Source organism: Marinifilum sp. RC60d5 (assembly GCF_052400665.1).
In the GTDB taxonomy this organism is placed as follows: Bacteria; Bacteroidota; Bacteroidia; order Bacteroidales; family Marinifilaceae; genus JBQTGK01.
In genome coordinates this window covers 408,082-424,799 of record NZ_JBQTGK010000002.1, presented here as the reverse complement: position 1 = coordinate 424,799, position 16,718 = coordinate 408,082, and the positions used below count along the sequence as shown (strand labels likewise).

15 protein-coding genes are annotated in these 16,718 nt (G+C 35.1%); 9 read left to right on the top strand and 6 right to left on the bottom strand.

Features of this window, described 5'->3' with window-relative positions:
* Positions 1-139 precede the first annotated feature (139 nt).
* The 3 genes from ACT3CE_RS05800 to ACT3CE_RS05790 are packed head-to-tail and all read left to right on the top strand — an operon-like array spanning position 140 to position 3,288.
* The gene (locus tag ACT3CE_RS05800; protein WP_444708817.1) at positions 140-1,543 is read left to right on the top strand and encodes a tetratricopeptide repeat protein; all 1,404 of its coding nucleotides are present in this window, start codon (positions 140-142) and stop codon (positions 1,541-1,543) included.
* Positions 1,544-1,584: 41 nt separating this feature from the next.
* Complete coding sequence (locus ACT3CE_RS05795; RefSeq protein ID WP_444708816.1) at positions 1,585-2,529, top strand: DUF368 domain-containing protein; 945 nt, start codon at positions 1,585-1,587, stop codon at positions 2,527-2,529.
* 15 nt (positions 2,530-2,544) lie between these two features.
* Positions 2,545-3,288: a shikimate dehydrogenase family protein gene (locus ACT3CE_RS05790; protein ID WP_444708815.1), complete on the top strand. Its 744-nt coding sequence runs from the start codon at positions 2,545-2,547 to the stop codon at positions 3,286-3,288.
* A 159-nt stretch (positions 3,289-3,447) separates the two neighbouring features.
* On the opposite strand, the gene ACT3CE_RS05785 is transcribed toward ACT3CE_RS05790, so the two are convergent.
* Positions 3,448-6,141: a TonB-dependent receptor gene (locus ACT3CE_RS05785; protein WP_444708814.1), complete on the bottom strand. Its 2,694-nt coding sequence runs from the start codon at positions 6,139-6,141 to the stop codon at positions 3,448-3,450.
* A gap of 78 nt (positions 6,142-6,219) precedes the next feature.
* Positions 6,220-7,062, bottom strand: a complete 843-nt coding sequence (locus ACT3CE_RS05780; RefSeq protein ID WP_444708813.1) for a GLPGLI family protein — start codon at positions 7,060-7,062, stop codon at positions 6,220-6,222.
* Between the two features lie 664 nt (positions 7,063-7,726).
* Between ACT3CE_RS05780 and ACT3CE_RS05775 the strand changes: the two genes are divergently transcribed.
* From ACT3CE_RS05775 to ACT3CE_RS05765, 3 genes are all read left to right on the top strand, one after another.
* Positions 7,727-8,665 (top strand): sensor histidine kinase, encoded by a 939-nt coding sequence (locus tag ACT3CE_RS05775; protein WP_444708812.1) that lies wholly within the window; start codon positions 7,727-7,729, stop codon positions 8,663-8,665.
* Positions 8,662-9,300, top strand: coding sequence for a response regulator (locus ACT3CE_RS05770; RefSeq protein WP_444708811.1), 639 nt, complete (start codon positions 8,662-8,664; stop codon positions 9,298-9,300). The genes ACT3CE_RS05775 and ACT3CE_RS05770 overlap by 4 nt, the downstream gene beginning before the upstream one ends.
* A 105-nt stretch (positions 9,301-9,405) precedes the next feature.
* Positions 9,406-10,434, top strand: a complete 1,029-nt coding sequence (locus ACT3CE_RS05765; protein ID WP_444708810.1) for an anion permease — start codon at positions 9,406-9,408, stop codon at positions 10,432-10,434.
* A gap of 227 nt (positions 10,435-10,661) precedes the next feature.
* On the opposite strand, the gene ACT3CE_RS05760 is transcribed toward ACT3CE_RS05765, so the two are convergent.
* From ACT3CE_RS05760 to truA, 4 genes are all read right to left on the bottom strand, one after another.
* Positions 10,662-11,327, bottom strand: a complete 666-nt coding sequence (locus tag ACT3CE_RS05760) for a PHP domain-containing protein (protein ID WP_444708809.1) — start codon at positions 11,325-11,327, stop codon at positions 10,662-10,664.
* A 2-nt stretch (positions 11,328-11,329) separates the two neighbouring features.
* Entirely contained in the window at positions 11,330-11,797 is a 468-nt protein-coding gene (locus ACT3CE_RS05755; RefSeq protein ID WP_444708808.1) for a DUF1847 domain-containing protein, read from the bottom strand.
* A gap of 268 nt (positions 11,798-12,065) precedes the next feature.
* Positions 12,066-12,548: a ribonuclease HI gene (locus tag ACT3CE_RS05750; protein WP_444708807.1), complete on the bottom strand. Its 483-nt coding sequence runs from the start codon at positions 12,546-12,548 to the stop codon at positions 12,066-12,068.
* Between the two features lie 38 nt (positions 12,549-12,586).
* Positions 12,587-13,345: a tRNA pseudouridine(38-40) synthase TruA gene (gene truA / locus ACT3CE_RS05745; RefSeq protein ID WP_444708806.1), complete on the bottom strand. Its 759-nt coding sequence runs from the start codon at positions 13,343-13,345 to the stop codon at positions 12,587-12,589.
* Between the two features lie 346 nt (positions 13,346-13,691).
* Between truA and ACT3CE_RS05740 the strand changes: the two genes are divergently transcribed.
* The 3 genes from ACT3CE_RS05740 (at position 13,692) to ACT3CE_RS05730 (ending at position 16,716) form a co-directional block, all read left to right on the top strand.
* Complete coding sequence (locus ACT3CE_RS05740) at positions 13,692-14,687, top strand: AAA family ATPase (protein WP_444708805.1); 996 nt, start codon at positions 13,692-13,694, stop codon at positions 14,685-14,687.
* A 119-nt stretch (positions 14,688-14,806) separates the two neighbouring features.
* A complete protein-coding gene (locus ACT3CE_RS05735; protein ID WP_444708804.1) occupies positions 14,807-15,673 on the top strand; it encodes a DUF58 domain-containing protein in 867 nt (288 codons plus the stop codon).
* A 23-nt stretch (positions 15,674-15,696) separates the two neighbouring features.
* On the top strand, positions 15,697-16,716 hold the full coding sequence (locus ACT3CE_RS05730; RefSeq protein WP_444708803.1) for a hypothetical protein: 1,020 nt from the start codon (positions 15,697-15,699) through the stop codon (positions 16,714-16,716).
* Positions 16,717-16,718: the final 2 nt, after the last annotated feature.

Below are 16,718 nucleotides of genomic sequence, written 5' to 3'. Positions count from 1 at the left end.
TCTTGCCTTGCAAGACCGCTTGTTTTAGACATATACCGCCGAAACATTTGCTTCTGGTCGACGTATGTTACTATCTTAAGCTTGAATTTTTTAAAATAAATTCTACTTTTGCAGTGCAGTAATCATTTTAATTTGATAGATGATAGATAATACGGAAAACTATCTTGACGGAGATGCACTTACTCTTGTAAGTCGATTTGAGAAAATGATTGAAGCCCAAAAGCTTTATTATTTTGACGTACACGAATTCGAGAGCATAATCGATCATTATATCGAGAAAAATAAACTTTCCGAAGCGGTAAAGGTTTCTAATATCGCAGGAAAACAACACCCTGCAGCAATTTCTTTGCAAATAAAAAAAGCACAGGTTTTAATTAATCGTGGTCAGCATTTAGAAGCCCTTTCTATTTTAAAAAAGGTACAGGCTATTGAGTCGTCCAATAAAGAAATCTGGTTGCTAAAAGGTAATATTTACAACCTTATGGGCAAGCATCACAATGCAAAATTGCAATTCGACGAAGCCCTGAAAAAAGAACATGAAAGCCGCGAAGACCTACTCTTTAGAATTGCACTAGCCTTTGAACAATTGAATCAGTTCGATTTGGCTATTGGTTACCTGGAAGAAGCAATCAAAATAAACCAAGAAGATTCAGAAGTTCTGTTTGAACTGGCCTATTGCTACGAAAAAACAGGTCTCGATGAACAAAGCATAGAAACCTATGAATCGTACCTGGATTTAAATCCTTTTTCGGATAATGCCTGGTATAATATTGGAATCATATACAATCGCCTTGGAAATTATGAAAAAGCAATAGAAGCCTACGAATTTGCTTTAGCAGTAAATGGTCAGCACAGTAAGGCATACTTTAACAAAGCAAATGCTTTTGCAAACATGGGCAAGTTTGAAGATGCAATAAAACACTATATCGAATACCTGGAATTCGAAGATGATCATGCATCAACCTACTCGTATATTGGAGAGTGTTTTGAAAAATTAAGTGAGTACGATCAGGCCCTTAATTATTACGAAACGGCCATTAAAACCAATGATAGCATCCCTGAACCCTGGTTTGGAATGGGATTAATATTAATGTATCAGGATAAAATTGATGAATCCTTAGTTTACCTTGAAAAAGCAAAAAAACTGGATCCTGAAAACCCTGATTACTGGTTTGCCTTAGGCTCCGCATACACAAGATCTCAGACTCCTCAAAAAGCAGTTCAGGCTTTTCGGGAAGCAATAGATCTGGATCCTTACGATCCAACCTATCCGGTTACTCTTGCCGAATATTACCATCAGAACGACAAGCTGGAAACCGCCATTGATGTACTTTTGGAAAGTCTGGGCTTTACTCCTGATGTTCCTCAAATTTTAAACAATCTGGCGGCTTATTATATGCTAACGAATAACTTAAATGCTGCCGAACACTATATCAAGAAAGCCATTGATATCGATGCTGAAAATATTAAAGAAATCTTTTTGCAATTTCCAGAACTGGAAAACAATACAGAATTCAACAATATTATTAAGTTATACTCGTAAAAAAGTCAACTTATACTTACAAATTCAACTCTAAAATAGCTATGTCCAGACAAATTAAAGATTATGTTATTATTGCCTTAAAAGGAATGGGCATGGGAGCTGCCGATGTTGTTCCGGGAGTTTCTGGTGGAACAATAGCATTTATAACTGGTATTTACGAAGAATTAATCAATACTATAAAATCGGTTAACCTTAGCTCTATTAAACTACTTTTACAATTTAAATTAAAAGATTTCTGGAAAGCTGTTAACGGAAATTTTATATTGGCATTGATTTCTGGTATCCTCATCAGTTTTAAATCATTAGCCACAGTAATTAAATTTCTTTTAGAAACTCATCCGATATTAATCTGGTCGTTTTTCTTTGGCTTAATTATTGCCTCTGCAATTGTTATTGCTAAAAAAATAACAGAATGGAAAATCAGAACCATAATTGCCATGCTTATTGGCATTGGCATAGCTTATATGGTTACTGTTAGTACTCCAGCCCATGCTCCAACAAGCTATTGGTTCCTGTTTTTATCGGGTGCACTGGCAATTTGTGCTATGATTCTTCCTGGAATATCAGGCGCATTTATATTGGTTCTTTTAGGATCGTATAATCATATACTTGAGGCGTTAAGTAATTTAAAGCTTGATATCATTGCTGTGGTAGCAGCAGGTGCAGGAGTTGGTATTTTAAGCTTTTCGCATCTTCTTAGCTGGCTACTTAGAAAGTACCATAACATGACCATTGGTTTACTTTCAGGCTTTATGATTGGCTCGCTAAATAAAGTGTGGCCATGGAAAGAAACACTTAGCACTTTCGTAGATAGTCATGGAGCTGAGAAACCATTAACACAAGAGAATATTATGCCATATACATTTGAGACGTTAACAAATCAGGATTCTCAATTGCTTTTTGCACTAGCACTTGCTGTTGCAGGATTTTTGTTAATTTGGATCATGGAAAAATATTCGCCGGAAACAACTCAAGACAAAGCATAACCAAAATCTGCACCCATGAAAACCTATGGAATTTTAGGATATCCTTTAGGACACTCTTTTTCGAAAAAATTTTTTACCGAAAAATTCAATCAGTTAAACTTAGAAGCTAAGTTTCTAAACTTTGAGCTCCCTGCGATTGAAGAACTACCGGCTGTACTAAAAAAGAATGATAATCTTAACGGACTCTGTGTTACGATTCCGTATAAAGAGGAAGTGATCCAATTTTTAGACGAAATTGATCCTCTGGCAAAAAAACTGGGAGCCGTAAATTCAATTCAAATTGTACGTAAGGGAGATCAAATAAAACTAAAAGGTTTTAACACCGATATTTATGGTTTTTTAGAATCCTTAAAACTATTTTTGGGAGCAAAGCGACCCAAAGCCTTAATTTTAGGAACCGGAGGTGCTTCAAAAGCCATTGCCGGGGGATTAGAAGAACTGGACATAGATTTTAAATTTGTAAGTAGAAATGCCAAAGAAAATTGCTTTACCTACACACAACTCAATGCAAATATCATTAAAGAATACAAACTTATTGTAAACTGCTCACCTTTGGGCACTTTTCCAAAAGAAGATACTTGTCCGGATATTCCTTATGACTTTTTAAGTCAGGAACATTTTCTTTACGATTTGGTTTACAATCCGGCAGAAACACTTTTCCTGAAAAAAGGAGCAGCAAAAGGAGCTAACACTCACAATGGACTGCGAATGCTGCATCTACAGGCAGAGAGAAACTGGGAAATCTGGAATCAAAAATAAGGATAAAATGAATTCCAATTTTACCTATTGGTGATTCAAAAAACTTACTGGATCTGTGGCTCTCTTAAAAAAGCAAGTTCAGAAGCATTCCTATACAAAAACAGCCAGTGAAATAATCACCGGCTGCATTTATAAGCTATAATTTCAAGACCCAATTCCTTATATATCGTATTTTACTGTAAGCAACACATATCTTGGCTGAACAAAATAAGTAGACGTTGAGTAAGAAAAGTCATTCTCACTATTTTTATCCAGAGAATCAGTATTCAGCAAATTCTTTCCTTTTATTCCAAACTCCCATTTACTTTCTTTTTTGTGATAAATTAAATCGGCATCCAGAAAGCTATATTCATTCTCTATGGTATTTTCCTTATTGGTGTAGGAATAGAATTCATAATCGGCCGTTAAAATAAAATTCTTTAAAAAGGCCACATCTAACTTGGCAAAAGGTCGCTGTGTGTAATAAGTCGACGTAGTAGCTCCTCTTTCGTAATCATTAATCGCATACTTGTATCCCAATTCGATATTAGGCGCATTCTTAAAGTTCGTTTCTACCGAACCAGTATAATTCTGAGCAAAAGTTTTCGATGTACTCGGATTTCCGTTTACCAGATTGTTGTTCTCGGCCCACGACAAACTTCCTTTTAAAGACGTTTTTATCTTGCCAAAAATTCTCTGATATCGGGCATTCATACTCAAAGATTCATCAGCCAAATCAGAATTTAAAGTGGTAGTAATTTGATTAATACCAATAGGCACAACATTACTCTTAAAACCCTCTACGCTTTTAGAGTATTTTATAGTGGCAAACATATTGGTGAAATTGAACATATTAAAGCTAAAAAAGTTTAAAGACAGATTGTGCTTTAAAGAACTTTCCAGCTCAGGATTACCACTATAAACCGAGTTGTAATTACTTAAAACATAAGCTTCGGCATATTTCGAAACATCGGTAAAAGTTCTTGTAATATTGTAGTTAAATCGCAGATTCTCCGATTTTTTTAACTGCATATTAATATAAATATCCGGTAATATTGATGTTAAATCATCTTTAAAAGTGACTCCTTTTTGCTCACTCTTAGTTGTGAACTGATGAAGATTAAAACCAGGATTGAATGTAAATAATCCCGCCTTAAGCTTGTAATGAAAGCCAAAAAACAGATCCGAAACATTAAACTTTACATCATTTGTATAATCATCTCCAGAGATTTTATTCTGATTACCATCATCTAAAACCTGAAAAATATCTGAATCGTAATTCTGATGATTTTGCGTTGTTCCCAAAGTAAACTGTAAATTGCTTTTATCTCCTGTTACCAGATAATAATCAAGCATAGCATCAAATTTATTGGTAATTATTCCCTTGCTCTGATTTAAATCGTACAAACTTACCGACTCGTTAACCGGAACTAATTCGGTAAATGCGAACTCATCGCGAGTAGAATTATAAAATGGGTCCTCGTTCTTGTACAAATGCTGAGCATCGAATGCAAATATATTTTTATCGTTAAGCGTATAATATATTTTTGCTGTTTGATTTAAAGAAATAGGTTTTTGTTGTTTTAGCTGACTTATCTGGTCGGATACGCCATCAACCACCGAAACAAGCTCCTCCTCTTCATCATCATCCGATTGCTTGATAAAAATATCGTAATCGAACTGGAAATTTGAATTTGGTTTGTAAACCGAGTTAAATTTAAATAATCCCAAACTTGCATCCTGATCGTTCCTGTTGATACTCTCCTCTACCTGCGACTGATTTCCTTCTAATTCGTAAGTGGTCATTTTTTGAGTCTCCATTACTGTTCCGGTGTAGGAATAGATTCCAAAACCACCAATATCCCAATTTTCCGATGGCGCATAACTAAAATTAAGTGCCGCAAATTTGGTATCAATATCTTTAGCGCGATTATTTTGAGCGGTTGATATTCCCAACCCGCCAGAACCTGTACCAATAGAACTTCCTCCCCCAGGATGAAAGCCTTTAAAACCTCCGCTAAAATTCATATAATCTCTGCGTGTAAAAGGTACTTCTCCAATGTTATTTACGTCTGTAATAATATTCAGGCTAAATTCCGGACTGTAATAAAAAAGCTTTGGGTGTGCCAAATACTTCTCATCAGGACCTGCTCCTCCGGTAATTTCTCCAAACCAAAAACTTTTCTTTCCTTTCTTTAATTTGATATTCAGAGCAATATTATCCTCATCATTAGTTAAACCTTTCATCTGACCAATTTCATTGTAGTTTCTAAGCACCTCTATTTTATCAACCGCATCAGCAGGAATATTATCTGATGCAATTTTTGAGTCTCCATCGAAAAAGTCTTTTCCTTCCACCATTACTTTCTGCACCTGCTTGCCTTCGACTTCAATTTGTCCGTCATCGCTCATTTCTACCCCGGGCAATGATACCAGCACATCCTTAAGTTTTCGCTCGGTTCCTGTGGTAAACGAATCGGTATCATACACAATGGTATCGCCCTTAACCATAACAGGCATAGTATAAGTCACATCTACCTCGTTTAGCATACTCTCCTGTTCCGATATTATTACATCTCTCACTGCATCATTCTCAGTTGCCTCAAAGCGAAATTCTTTTGATCCAAAACCAATAAAACTTACTGTTACATCATAGGCAGATCCGGATTTTAGCTTTAACTTATACAAACCACTATGGTTAGTCACACAATACGATTCCAGCAATTTAGATTCGGAATTTACAGCAATTACATTTGCCATTTCAATAGCTATACCCTGTTTATCTTTTACAGTACCTTTAAGGGTAACATCTTCCTGTGCATAAGTCATAATAGAACTGCACAGAAATAAGAGTATGAAAAAATATTTCTTCATGATTTTTAATTTACTTTCACATTAATGAGGTAGTGGGTTTTGTTCTAATCATTCGCTTTCGCTGATCACTGATAATCGCTATCTTCTTCCTCTGCCGCCACCAGGTCTCATTCCTCTGAAATTTTCACGCATTTCCTTCATTTTCTTACGTGATATCTCGTCATATTCAGCCTGATTTACTTTCTTCCCCTTCGATGGCTCTTTAATAGCAATTTTCTCTTTCGGATTCAAAACAATCTTAGAACACAGAATACTTGTTCTGCCATCGTTCAGCTCCATAATTAAACCCGGTAACCCCCAATATTCACCCGGACCTTGGTTTACGGGTATCTCCGGACAATACCAGGCAACAATCTTAATTTCCTTTTCAATCATTTCTGGTTCTCTATTTTCAGTTTCCTTCGATTTGCCTCCTGGCTGAAAAATTGCTTTCATATTTGGCTCGCGAACATTCTTAATGGCCGTAGCTTTATATGCTGTATATCTTCCGATCTTTTTGGTTTCGGCCTGCATTTGCCATTGCAGACTTGGCAAGCTATCGTTAACCAAAAATATTTTTCCGTACAAGTCTTTCGAAACAGCATAAGTACCTTGTTTTACATTTTTGTAATAATCTTCTCCGCCGCCCATCATCATGGCCATGCGCATACCCCCCCTTTGTTGCATTCCGGGCTGCTCTAACTTCTCGTCTTCCTTGTATATCGATTCTGTTCTGTTAAAACTTAAAATATAAGTTCTCTCACTCATCTGCTTCATTCTTTCCAATATCCTCTTTTTTCGATCCTCAGGAATTTGTCTACCCCCAAAATCCATGTCAACAGTGGTTTTACTTTCGTAATAAACTTTTCCCTGAAAATCCTGTGCAAAAACCGCTGTACTAAAAGCAAGTATGCTGAAAACAGCTAATAAAATATTCTTCATTTTTTCCTTATTAGTAATTACTGATTCTAAGACTTCAATAGGATCCAAAGGTTTAATCTAAACGTAAAAATTTAAAAAAAACTTTACTTCCTAATAATTTTGTTAATTATTGTGCTTTTAATCAATTCGATAGTTGTAATGATATAATAACAGGACTAAACAGATAAGTAAAGTAAGGTGTGTTGCGCTCTGGCCGTATGTTACCTATCATTATCATAGATACTGTTGGTGCAAGTGTTTCACACGTATCTATTTTTCATAGAAAATAAGTTAGATCCAGGTCGCAACAATACACTTTTTTCCAACTTCTATCCTGCAAAGCAAAAAGTATATTTTGCCATAGCAAAGGTCCGGCTTACAGACCTATACCAGCAAATTCTACAAAGTATCCGGAATAAGATTGCTCCGTATTTTTCAATTCCTGTTTTAGACAATAATCTGTCAAGTTATTTTAGGAAAAGTCACTTCCTTGACATGCTTTTGCTCTTCCGTGACACGAGGTACCCCTTCCGTGACATACGGAAGGACAAGTTTGTGTCTCGGAAGTTCAAAAACCTGTAATGGAGGTCGTGTCTCAAATCTGATGTAAAAGGATTTATATTTCTTCCACTTAATACGTTTATCTACGTAATTTTATCAAAAATAATATCACTACTATTGTAGTATGATTTTACAAGTTGCTCTTATTCTATCTGTTCTCTTACAATTTGGTGCTTTTTTTATCACCATTAATCTAATTCCGAAAACCAGATTTAATGTTTCGTGGATTATGATTTCTATTGGATTTTTATTGATGGCTGTGCGCAGGTGTATTGAACTTGTTCAGTTGTGGAATGCCGGCGTAAAAAATATAGATCTATTGCTATCCAACTGGATTGCCGTATTTATCTCTCTTCTCATGTTTTTTGGTGCCTTTTATATTAGAAGAATTTTTAAGCTACAAGATAAAATAGATAAACTTCGTAAAGAAAGCGAAGCCAAGGTGCTAAATGCAATTCTTAAAACAGAAGAAAAAGAACGTCAAAAATTTGCCAAAGAATTGCATGATGGACTTGGCCCTATTTTATCTAATATAAAAATGACACTTTCAGCAATAAATAAGAGCCAGGAAAATGAGAAAAACCTGGTCCTTTTAGAAAAATCCGATCAGGCAACAAACGAAGCTATTCTAAGCGTGAAAGAGATATCAAACAAATTAAGTCCTCATCTTTTAGAACGATATGGACTCGAAAAAGCCATTAAAACATTCATTAACAATATACATTTACCTGATAAATTAGAAGTAATTTTAAATTTACAGGTAGAAAAATTAAGATTCGATTACAATATTGAACTTGTTATTTACAGAGTAATAGGAGAACTGATAAACAACACCATAAAACATGCCAATGCATCGAGAATCGAACTTACACTTCTTTCTTTTCACAAAAAACTACAACTTATTTATTGTGACAATGGAAAAGGATTTTCAAGAAAAAAAGAAATCAATGGTATGGGAATTGCAAATATGAAATCAAGAATTAAATCATTGGATGGCAGCTTTGAACTAAGTAATAAAATACAAAATGGCTTTTACTTAAAAATAGAAATTCCCGAAAAATGAAGAAACAAGTTCGCATAGCCGTGGTAGACGACCATAAATTATTTAGAGAAGGATTAAAGTTTCTGCTCGAACAACAAACGGATTATTATGAAATAAAAGAGGCCAGCAATGGCAAAGAATTACTTAAACTTCTAAGCTATTGGCAGGCAGATATTATTTTAATGGATATTGAAATGCCGGTAATGAATGGCATTGAGGCAAGCCTACAGGTCAGCCAGAAATATCCTGACACAAAAATTATTGCTCTTTCGATGCATGCCAACGAAAACTATTATTCCGAAATGATAAATGCCGGAGCAAAAGCCTTTCTTTTAAAAAATTCTCGTTTTGAAGAAGTGCAACAGGCAATAGAAGCCGTAAATAGCAACAACAGCTATTTCTCTACCGAAATTCTCGAAAGCATCATCAAAAATTTAAATCATAAAGAAAAACACAAATCAGATCTTACTCATAGAGAAATAGAAATTCTTTACAATATCTGCAAAGGATTATCGAATCAGGAGATTGCCTCGCAATTATGTATTAGCAAACGTACCGTTGACAAACATCGTGAAAATATTCTTCTGAAAACTGAATCAAAAAATACGGCATCGCTCGTTGTTTACGCAATAAAACATCATATTTTCCAAATTTAAAGATACAAATACGCTGAAATACTTAGGGTTTTACGCTAAAATACTGTTTCCTGAATATCATACTTCCGATACTTTTGATTCGTATAAAATCAAAATATCAGAATTATGCTTATTCCTTTTTTAATTCCCTTCGTTATTGCCATATTTCTTGCCATTACAATGGGTGGTAGTGGAACTGCACCAGCATTTTCGGCAGCCTATGGAGCCAACGTAATAAAAAAAAGTATTATCCCCGGATTGTTTGGACTCATGGTATTTATTGGCGCAATTGTGGGAGGAAAAGAAACCGCCAAAACAATAGGTAAAGGATTACTAAACCCTGAATTAATGAGTTTTGCAATTGTATCGGTTATCTTACTTTCGGTAGCATTTTCCCTATTAATTGCCAACCTTTTTGGTATACCTCAATCAACCAGTCAGGCAACAGTAATGGCCGTAACGGCGCCTGCCATTTACTTTCATTCTTTAAATACCGATAAACTTTTATTCGAGATTATCCCAACTTGGTTTGTTATGCCTTTACTATCATTCTTATTGGCTTATGCTGCCGGAAAATACATCTATAAACCCATACGAAAACGAGGATACACCATATCCAAACAGATTAACAACAGCTATCTATTAAAAGGTTTGATTATTCTTATGGCCATGTATGTTGCATTTTCGATAGGAACAAATAATGTTGCCAATGCAGCAGGTCCGCTCTCAAGTATGGCTTGCAACGAATTACACATAGCAAAACATCAATATTTGCAGGTTATGATTTTAGCCACCCTTATTGTTGCACCAAGTTTTAGTATAGGAAGTTCGATTTTTGGTGATAAAATTGTACGAAATACAGGAAAGGAAATTGTTCTTTTCGGACGTATCGAAGCGGTTATTATCTCTTTTATTTCTGCCAGTCTGTTACTTAGTGCTTCTTTACTAAAAGGAATACCAACATCGCTTGTTCAGCTTAATGTAGGAGCTATTATAGGTATTGGTGTTGCCAAACTGGGCTTTCGAAATATTTTTAGAAAAACAGAGGTTGATCGCTTTTTTATTATGTGGATTATCGCACCTATCGTATCTTTTTCACTATCACTATTTTTTACCTATTTTGTTGATAAATGTGGATTGTTAACTATTCCGTAATTGGTAAATCTTTAAAATGTAAGCCTTCCAGTCACATTAAACTATCATTGAAACATAACAGCTTACTCTTTACATTTATCATTTACTTCTCTACTCTAAAAAATTAGCTGCGCTGCAGCCTTAAGCTAGTCTATTACCTCCTAAAAAAAACTGAATAACATTGTTATGGATAGACACTCTTATACTTAGGCTCACAGTGCAGCAAAAAGTAAAGCAAATTTTCTAACTCAAATTAACTCTACTGTTTTTTCTCTCATCGAATTTACAATATCATAAGGAATACGCATATTCCCAAAACCATTGCCAAGGTCTACACCTGGTTTTCTGGTCCCATGAAAATCTGATCCTCCAGTGATTATCAAATTATACTTCGACGCAATAGACTTTAACTGCTCTATCACAGAATCGGAGTGAGTGGTGTAAATTGCTTCTACCCCTTTTAAGCCAAAAGATGCAAGCTTTCCTAATAATTGATCCATTTCGGGCATCGATAAACAATACTCCAGAGGATGTGCCAATGAAGCAATCCCCCCATAGGCCGAGATAATTTTAATAACCTCTTTAGGAGTTCCGGAACTCTTCCGAAGATCGACCTCTACATTAGTTATTATGCGAGCTCGCTCTTCCGGAGTTTTATCAATAAAATAAGCCAGAATATGAGTCCCATAAACCCCATCCATACCCAAAGCTGAGACTTCCATCCCTGGAATCAACTCTATAGGAAGTTTCAGTTTATCGATATAACTCATTGCTTCCTCAATCCCTTTCATTGTATCATGATCGGTAATAGCAATAGCAGATAGTTTCTTTTTTACAGCATAATCTACAAGCTCTCTGGGTGAATAAGAGCCATCCGATGCACTTGTGTGAATGTGCAAATCAATAGTCTTCATAATTATATTATTTTTTGAATACGGGCAATTGCCTCTGCAGGATTATTGTTATTTGTAAAATCTTTATCAAACAAATTTGTTACCAAAGCATTCGACTTTTTACTAAATATCATATCATGACCAACACATAAGCCCATTGAAATATTTAAATCCGTTTTTTTATTATTTAGGTAATCGGCCTGACCTGCAGGATTGCATAAAATACGACCACCCGTACCTCCAAGAAGGTCCTTTTTTGGTATTCTTCCATACTTACAATCTACTGTGTAAACATCAAAATACCTCGAAAAATACTCTTTCAACAAGCGTGCCTCCTCCGAAAATGTTATGCAATGCGCCACTCCAATTCGCTCAAAGTCGATCCCTCTTGCGAAATTCATGATTTCCTCAATACGATTCGAACTCATACTGGTATAATCATAATTCACTTGCATTATTCTACGAAATTCTTTTGTGTATAAATCGTTCATCTTACTAATATATTCACCAATCGAAATGCCGATTGGTATTTAAAATTTAAATCGTTTAATTAATTTACTTAACAGCTTCTATGTTTTTGAGGAGATGTACTATTTTCTAAATCTAATACCTGAGATGTATTAATGCTGTGTGTTGTAATTTGAGCCACAAATATAATGAGAATATTCTCATTACAAAAACGGATAAGTGTTTTATTTTAAATCTATAAAAATATCCTTAAATAAATAATAATGATTTTTGAGATATCAGGAAGATTACCTACAACGCAATATTAGTACGTAAAGCATTTCTCGAAGCCCTGTCTACTATTGTAAACAAACTATCCACTTTGTCTTTTTCTGAAGAAGTTTTGTGTCCTTTTAACTTTACAAAGGTACATGAGATTTTATCGGTAAGTTTATAAAATTCCTGATACAAGAGATCATTCCTAATTTTCTTTCCATTTTTAGAAATATAATTATTCTTCTCAAATCGGGAACGCCTGCCAGGCAAACCAATAATATTCTGAGAATCGGTGTAAATGGTCACACTCACTCCCCTTTTAATTTTGGCAAGAGCCCATAAAAGTGTTTGTAATTCTAATTTAGATGAGGAAGTATTTTCAAAACTTTTTAACTCAAGCCATTTTTTCGCTTCATCTACAGGAATATCCAAATCAGACAATAACAAACATGCGCCATAACCAGTTTTAGATTGCGGATTTACACTAGCATCGGTAAAAAGGAAATAATTAGCAGGCATACAATAATATCTGAACTTTTTAGACTCTTCTTTGGTAACTACTCTTTGGTAATTGTCTTTGGATATTCAATATCAGCCAGAAACAACCCATGACCTGGTACCGAAGAACCGGCATTCGAGCGATTTTTACTTTCGATTACTTGTCGAAATTCATCGATACTCATTTTACCTCGTCCTATTTCTACCAAAGTTCCTACAATTGCCCGAACCATATTACGAAGAAAACGGTCAGCCTTAATAGTAAATACGTACTCATCGTCCGATTCTTCCCAAAGCGCTTTGTCAATTTTACAATTGTTAGTTTTCACATCGGTGTGCAACTTACTAAAACTGGTAAAATCTTCGTATTCAAACAAAATTTTAGCCGCCTCATTCATTTTTTGCACATCTAATTTATAAGGTACCTGCCAATGCGATTCTCTGCGAAAAGGATTCTTCTCTTTGGTAAGAAAGTAATGATAAGTTCGTGAAATTGCATCAAAACGTGTATGAGCATCTTCTTTAACCGGAAAAACTGATTTAACAGCAATATCGTGAGGCAAAAAACGATTCAGGCGAAAACACAATTTATCACAATCAACTAGTTGATCTTTATCCATATCAAAATGGGCATAAAAATCACTTGCATGTACACCGGTATCGGTTCTACCACAACCCACAACATTAATTGCACAATTTAAAACGGTAGACAGTGATTTATTTAACACCTCCTGAACACTAATTGCATTAGGCTGTATTTGCCATCCATGATAATTTGTTCCTTTATAACTTAACCTGATAAAATATCGCTTCTTCAAATCTTTCCTATTTTCAAAATCCTGTACAAAAGTAATAAAAAGTAGAACAAGAAAAGAGTTCAATAGTAGAAGTAGAACAAGAAAAAAAAGAGAATGAAAGATTAGATAATTCAAACACCTTGCTACTCGAAACGATAGACCTGGCATCTGAAGTTTAAAGCTTTGAGCTTGATGTATAGACCCTAAACCCTGGGGCTTATTTCCTGAGACTTGTTCTATATAACATTCTTAACACTTTTTAACGATGCTGAACTTTCAAAAAAGCTTCAAAGGTTTAACTTTGTAGAGGTTTTTTCGAAAAAGAAAGACTTTTTATGTAAAAATTAAAGCATTAAATAATATTTCTATGATCCAAACTGTTGATATCAAAGAATTAAATGAACGTATCCAAAGAGAAAGTTCCTTTGTTGATATGATTTCTATGGAGATGAACAAAGTAATTGTTGGTCAGAAACATCTTGTTGAAAGTTTATTAATCGGTATGCTATCTAACGGACATATTCTGTTGGAAGGAGTTCCCGGGCTGGCAAAAACACTTGCTATTAATACGCTTGCAACTACAGTAGAAGCTGATTTTAGTAGAATCCAGTTTACTCCGGATCTTCTTCCTGCCGACCTTTTGGGTACAATGATTTACAGTCAGAAGAAAGAGGAATTTGTGGTGAAAAAAGGCCCTATTTTTGCTAACTTTATACTAGCCGATGAGATTAACCGTGCCCCTGCCAAAGTACAAGCTGCCTTATTGGAAGCTATGCAGGAACGACAAATTACAATTGGCGATAACACCTATAAATTGCAAGAGCCTTTCCTTGTAATGGCAACACAAAATCCAATTGAACAAGAAGGTACTTATCCTCTTCCCGAAGCACAGGTCGACCGTTTTATGCTTAAAGTGGTAATTAACTACCCTAAAAAAGAGGAAGAGCAAATTATTATGCGTCAGAACCTTTTAAAAGCCTTTCCAAAAGCAAGTCAGATTTTAAAACCAGAAGACATTATTAAAGCACGAGATGTGGTTAAAGATGTTTATATGGATGAAAAAATTGAAAAATATATTGTTGATATCATTTTTGCAACTCGTTTCCCTTCCGATTATGGATTAGATCAATTCAAAGATATGATTGCATTTGGAGGATCGCCTCGTGCAAGTATCTCACTGGCATCGGCAGCCAAAGCTTATGCATTTATAAAACGAAGAGGTTATGTTATTCCTGAGGATATTCGTGCAGTATGTCACGATGTATTGCGCCATAGAATTGGATTAACCTACGAAGCTGAAGCAAATAATATCACCAGCGAAACTATCATTAGCGAAATCCTAAATACTGTTGAGGTACCTTAAGAATTATGTATTAGCAATTATGGATTATGAATTGAATATTATTACGTAATTCACGATTGTTACGACTTAATTATTAATTCGTTCCCGATAGCTATCGGGATATCATTCTTAATTATTTTATGGAGACTAATGAATTATTAAAGCGCGTTAGAAAAATAGAGATCAAAACCAGAGGTCTTTCCCGCAATATTTTTGCGGGTGAATACCATTCTGCGTTTAAAGGTCGGGGAATGACTTTTAGTGAAGTTCGTGAATACCAGTACGGTGACGATATCCGAAACATCGACTGGAATGTTACCGCACGTTACAATCACCCCTACGTAAAGCTGTTCGAAGAGGAACGGGAACTTACGGTTATGCTAATGATTGATGTAAGTGGTAGTCGCGAATTTGGTAGCATGTCGAAATTAAAGAAAAACCAAATTACGGAAATTGCCGCTGTTTTGGCATTCTCGGCCATTCAGAACAACGATAAAATTGGGGTTATCTTTTTTTCGGACAGCATAGAAAAGTTTATTCCTCCTAAAAAGGGAAAATCCCATATTCTTAGAATTATTCGTGAATTAATCAATTTTAAACCAGAACACAGAAGTACCGATATTAGCAATGCATTGCGATATTTAACCAATGCAATTAAAAAACGGTGTACTACTTTCGTGATATCCGATTTTATTGATAACGATTTTGAAAATGCCCTAAGCATCGCCAATAGAAAACACGATTTGGTGGCACTAAAAATTTACGATAAACGCGAGCAGGAAATTCCCTCTATCGGATTAATTAAAATAAAAGATGCCGAAACAGGTGAATACTCCTGGGTAGACACATCGAATAAGAAAGTGCGTAATAAATACGCTGAATGGTGGCGTAAGCAGGAAGAAAAAACCACCGAAGTTTTTAAAAAATCGGGCGTTGATGTTGCAAACATCAGAACCGATCAGGATTATGTGAAATCCTTAATCGCTTTATTTAAACGTAGAGGATAAATAAAATCAGGAAACTAAAAACTATGGCAAATAAAATAATAACAAATAAAAATTTCTTGATAAAGACAATTACTGCCTTTACTTTCTTGTTATGCATGGTAGTTTTTACCCAATCGTCCTTTGCACAGGACAATAAAGGAATCAACTACAGTGTAAAGCTCGACACCAATGTAATTGTAATTGGAGATCAGATTAAACTACAACTATCGGTAGAACAGCCGAAAGATATTAAAATCGGATTTCCCGTTTTATCGGATAGCATTGTCAATGGGGTAGAAATTATCAATCAATTTCCTCAGGATACAAGTATTGTGAGCGAAGGTATGATTAAAGTTGATAAAAACTTTTTGATTACCTCTTTTGAGGGAGGTGTGTATAAGCTAAAACCTTTCGAACTTCAGGTTTACGATGAAAATTCAATTAAAGTATTCCGAAGCGACACCCTACTACTGGGAGTACACACCATGCAAATAGATACAACAAAGGCTAATTTCGACATTGTAATGCCAATAGAAACACCTCTATCCTTGGCCGAAATAGCTCCCTGGTTAGTAGGAGCGCTACTCTTTATAGCGTTAATAGGATTTCTTATTTGGTATTTCCGATTCAGAAAAAAAGATCAGCCCTTGTTTACGACAACAAAACCCGACGAACCTGCTCATATTATAGCTCTTCGTAAGTTAGACGAGCTAAAAAAAGAAAAGCTATGGCAATCGGGCAAAATAAAAATGTTTCATTCTGAAATTACCGATACCATAAGGTTATATTTAGACAAGCGTTATAATTTATCGACACAAGAATCTACTACCGATGAAATTCTTGAAGCAGTAAACTCTGTTGAAGTAAATAATGACTGGCATCGTAATTTAAGAGAAATATTAGAACGTGCCGATTTGGCAAAATTTGCAAAATTTCAGCCTTTGCCCGACGAAAATGAGCGAAGCCTAAAATATGCTTATCAGATTGTTGAAAACACAATTCTTGTTGACAAGGAAAAAGACGAGGAAACAACTAATACCAAAGAAACTGAGGATAATAAATAAAC

Excerpts from the sequence above, each read along its gene's own strand:
- ACT3CE_RS05765 (WP_444708810.1), top strand. The coding sequence starts at position 9,406 with ATGCTTATTCCTTTTTTAATTCCCTTCGTTATTGCCATATTTCTTGCC.
- ACT3CE_RS05795 (WP_444708816.1), top strand. The coding sequence starts at position 1,585 with ATGTCCAGACAAATTAAAGATTATGTTATTATTGCCTTAAAAGGAATG.
- ACT3CE_RS05785 (WP_444708814.1), bottom strand. The coding sequence starts at position 6,141 with ATGAAGAAATATTTTTTCATACTCTTATTTCTGTGCAGTTCTATTATG.
- ACT3CE_RS05790 (WP_444708815.1), top strand. The coding sequence starts at position 2,545 with ATGAAAACCTATGGAATTTTAGGATATCCTTTAGGACACTCTTTTTCG.
- ACT3CE_RS05760 (WP_444708809.1), bottom strand. The coding sequence starts at position 11,327 with ATGAAGACTATTGATTTGCACATTCACACAAGTGCATCGGATGGCTCT.
- ACT3CE_RS05770 (WP_444708811.1), top strand. The coding sequence starts at position 8,662 with ATGAAGAAACAAGTTCGCATAGCCGTGGTAGACGACCATAAATTATTT.
- ACT3CE_RS05780 (WP_444708813.1), bottom strand. The coding sequence starts at position 7,062 with ATGAAGAATATTTTATTAGCTGTTTTCAGCATACTTGCTTTTAGTACA.
- ACT3CE_RS05740 (WP_444708805.1), top strand. The coding sequence starts at position 13,692 with ATGATCCAAACTGTTGATATCAAAGAATTAAATGAACGTATCCAAAGA.
- ACT3CE_RS05800 (WP_444708817.1), top strand. The coding sequence starts at position 140 with ATGATAGATAATACGGAAAACTATCTTGACGGAGATGCACTTACTCTT.
- ACT3CE_RS05750 (WP_444708807.1), bottom strand. The coding sequence starts at position 12,548 with ATGCCTGCTAATTATTTCCTTTTTACCGATGCTAGTGTAAATCCGCAA.
- ACT3CE_RS05755 (WP_444708808.1), bottom strand. The coding sequence starts at position 11,797 with ATGAACGATTTATACACAAAAGAATTTCGTAGAATAATGCAAGTGAAT.
- ACT3CE_RS05730 (WP_444708803.1), top strand. The coding sequence starts at position 15,697 with ATGGCAAATAAAATAATAACAAATAAAAATTTCTTGATAAAGACAATT.
- ACT3CE_RS05735 (WP_444708804.1), top strand. The coding sequence starts at position 14,807 with ATGGAGACTAATGAATTATTAAAGCGCGTTAGAAAAATAGAGATCAAA.
- ACT3CE_RS05775 (WP_444708812.1), top strand. The coding sequence starts at position 7,727 with ATGATTTTACAAGTTGCTCTTATTCTATCTGTTCTCTTACAATTTGGT.